The sequence below is a fragment of the Mesorhizobium sp. M4B.F.Ca.ET.089.01.1.1 genome (genome assembly GCF_004022605.1).
In the GTDB taxonomy this organism is placed as follows: Bacteria; Pseudomonadota; Alphaproteobacteria; order Rhizobiales; family Rhizobiaceae; genus Mesorhizobium; species Mesorhizobium abyssinicae.
This window is the reverse complement of sequence record NZ_RZOS01000685.1, coordinates 1-2,141: the sequence shown is the minus strand read 5'-3', so window position 1 is coordinate 2,141 and position 2,141 is coordinate 1. Positions and strand designations below refer to the sequence as shown.

Genomic DNA, 2,141 nt, shown 5'->3' with positions numbered 1-2,141 from the left:
GATGATGATCGACGCGGAAACCATTCCACCCACAAGTTCGACTTCCTCGGCTATACTTTCAGGCCAAGGCTGGCGCGCCGAAGGGGCGGGACGGTCGGCGTCTCGTTTAGCCCCGCGGCCAGTGACAAAGCTCTCAAGGCGATCCGCCAGACGGTTCGCGGCTGGTCCCATCAACGGAGTGACAAAGCCTTGGACGATCTAGCAGCACCGGCTCCTCAGCCGCGTTTACGCCATGGAGTTGGAAGACGTGCTTTGACGTGTCGATGCCAATTCGAATAATTTGTTCCACGGACGGTCTCCTTTGCTTGAGATCTGCAACGACCTCATTCTGGCACATCGATGCCGTGCGGGGGCCGTCCACCCCAACATCATGCGGCGGCCCAAGCGCCGACCGCGAAGAGAAGCGAGTGACCCGCGGAACGGTCCGAGAAAAAGTGCAGGAGCACCTTGACCACAACGACCCCACTCAGAGAGCGCTCTCAGCGCCTACATGGGAAGTGACATCGCTTTTATAACGTCGCTCAACGGCCGATATGGCAAGCCTTTTTTCTCTGCCGACAGCACATGGGTCAGGTGGCCACCATAGCAACAGACTCCGTCACGCAGGCTTTCATCTTCAGTAATGGCCTGCAAGGATTTGAGACTGGCGATGTAACGGATGTAAGGGAAAGTTCGCGCTGTGAGCAGCCGCGTAGCGGTGTTGGCCACCATTGATGGAATATGATCGCAGTTGTAATGCACGACATTTTCTTCGCGATACGAGTGGTAGAGCGATGCAGACGAAGTACATGTTTCGATCAATTCGCGATCACAGGCAGTACAGTCGCACAGTATGCTGCCTCTCTGCATGGCTCCAACCATGTTGCGGTCGATCAGGTACTCCATTTTTCGCTTCGGAAGATCGGGGCGACGCACCGCACAGTTGAGGACGATGTCCATCTCCGACAGTGCCGCCGCAATCGTGTCCTGAGTGCGTGACGGATCCTTGTTATTCATAACGATCAGGTTGGTGTCGGTTGCGCCGATGTAGTCGACCCCTTCGGTTTCGAAGCGCGCGTTGGCTTTGCAATTGAAATCCTCACGGCCTCGAGTGACAACTACGGTCAAGGCAACCCCTAGGTCCGACAAGTATTTGAATGCGGACAGACCGATATTGCCGCATCCGATGATCAGCGCCCGCCCTCCGGGGAGACGGCTCTCATTTCGCGGGCAGAACACTCCTTTTTCCTTGGAGCACAACTCCAACGCCCGCTGAGCGAAGAGATAGCCAGTCAGTTGGCTCATCGGCTCAAGCAATGGATACCGGCTAGCTTTTCCCACCCACTCGTAAGCGATTCCCAGAAAGCCTCTACTGATGAGTTCAGAGACGTCCCGAGGATCAACGTTGTTCTCATCAAAATGCAGATACGTGAATAGGATGTGATGCGGAGCATAGTCAGAATATTCTGGACGCAGCGGTTCCTTAACCTTGAGGAGGAGCCGCGCCCGGGCGAGGACCTCATCTTTCATCGCAAGCTTCCCTCCGCAGGCCTGATAATCCGCGTCCGAGAATCCAGCCCCTTCCCCGGCACCGATTTCAACATAAATGTTGTGACCGAGGCGCGAAAGAGCTTGCGCCTGGATCGGCTGGAGTGCGACACGTCGCTCGTCTTCTTTGATTTCCTTCAAAACACCGATGTTCATCGTTGAAATTCCCTTTGCACTCTTCGGTCACGCTGCTATCCAATCCGCTGCCGTGACATGCCCTACGAGTGTAAGTCGCCTCGTTTTGGTGTGGCACTTTGGGTAGCGGTCTGGCTCGCGGGTGTCGGTTCCTAGTGTCAGACAATACGCCGAGCCGCCGCTGAGCAGGGAGGAGAACAACGAGGTCACTGATGCGAAATAGCCTCGCTCCGCGAGTTGTCGCTGGAGCCGTGGGGCTGCAGCTAGAGAGGATCAGCCTCCTTCCAATTCCAATCCGGTTGAGGCAGGGGCTATGGAAAAGGTTTCTGTTGCGTTCTGTGCTCCGGTCGGGCTCCACACTTTGGCATCAATTTTTTCAAACATGCGATCAGATCCCAGGCCGAACATACCTCGTGTTCGGATTGGCGGCTGCAAATTTTCTGTTAATTCGATTTGCTGTTTTGTTACAAAAGCTGGAA

Annotated in this window: 2 protein-coding genes and 1 pseudogene; all 3 read right to left on the bottom strand. The window is 55.3% G+C overall.

Features of this window, described 5'->3' with window-relative positions:
• Window positions 1–202: 202 nt before the first annotated feature.
• A pseudogene (locus tag EN780_RS40990) lies at window positions 203–337 on the bottom strand (IS110 family transposase); the annotation flags it as partial.
• 149 nt (window positions 338–486) lie between these two features.
• Complete coding sequence (locus EN780_RS32675; RefSeq protein WP_128276331.1) at window positions 487–1,683, bottom strand: hypothetical protein; 1,197 nt, start codon at window positions 1,681–1,683, stop codon at window positions 487–489.
• Between the two features lie 252 nt (window positions 1,684–1,935).
• Window positions 1,936–2,141 (bottom strand): hypothetical protein (locus EN780_RS39825; protein ID WP_210215069.1); only part of this gene is annotated, 206 nt, incomplete at its 5' end.

What these genes read in the sequence shown, in the direction of transcription:
- EN780_RS32675 (WP_128276331.1), bottom strand. Translation starts at nt 1,683, where the DNA reads ATGAACATCGGTGTTTTGAAGGAAATCAAAGAAGACGAGCGACGTGTC.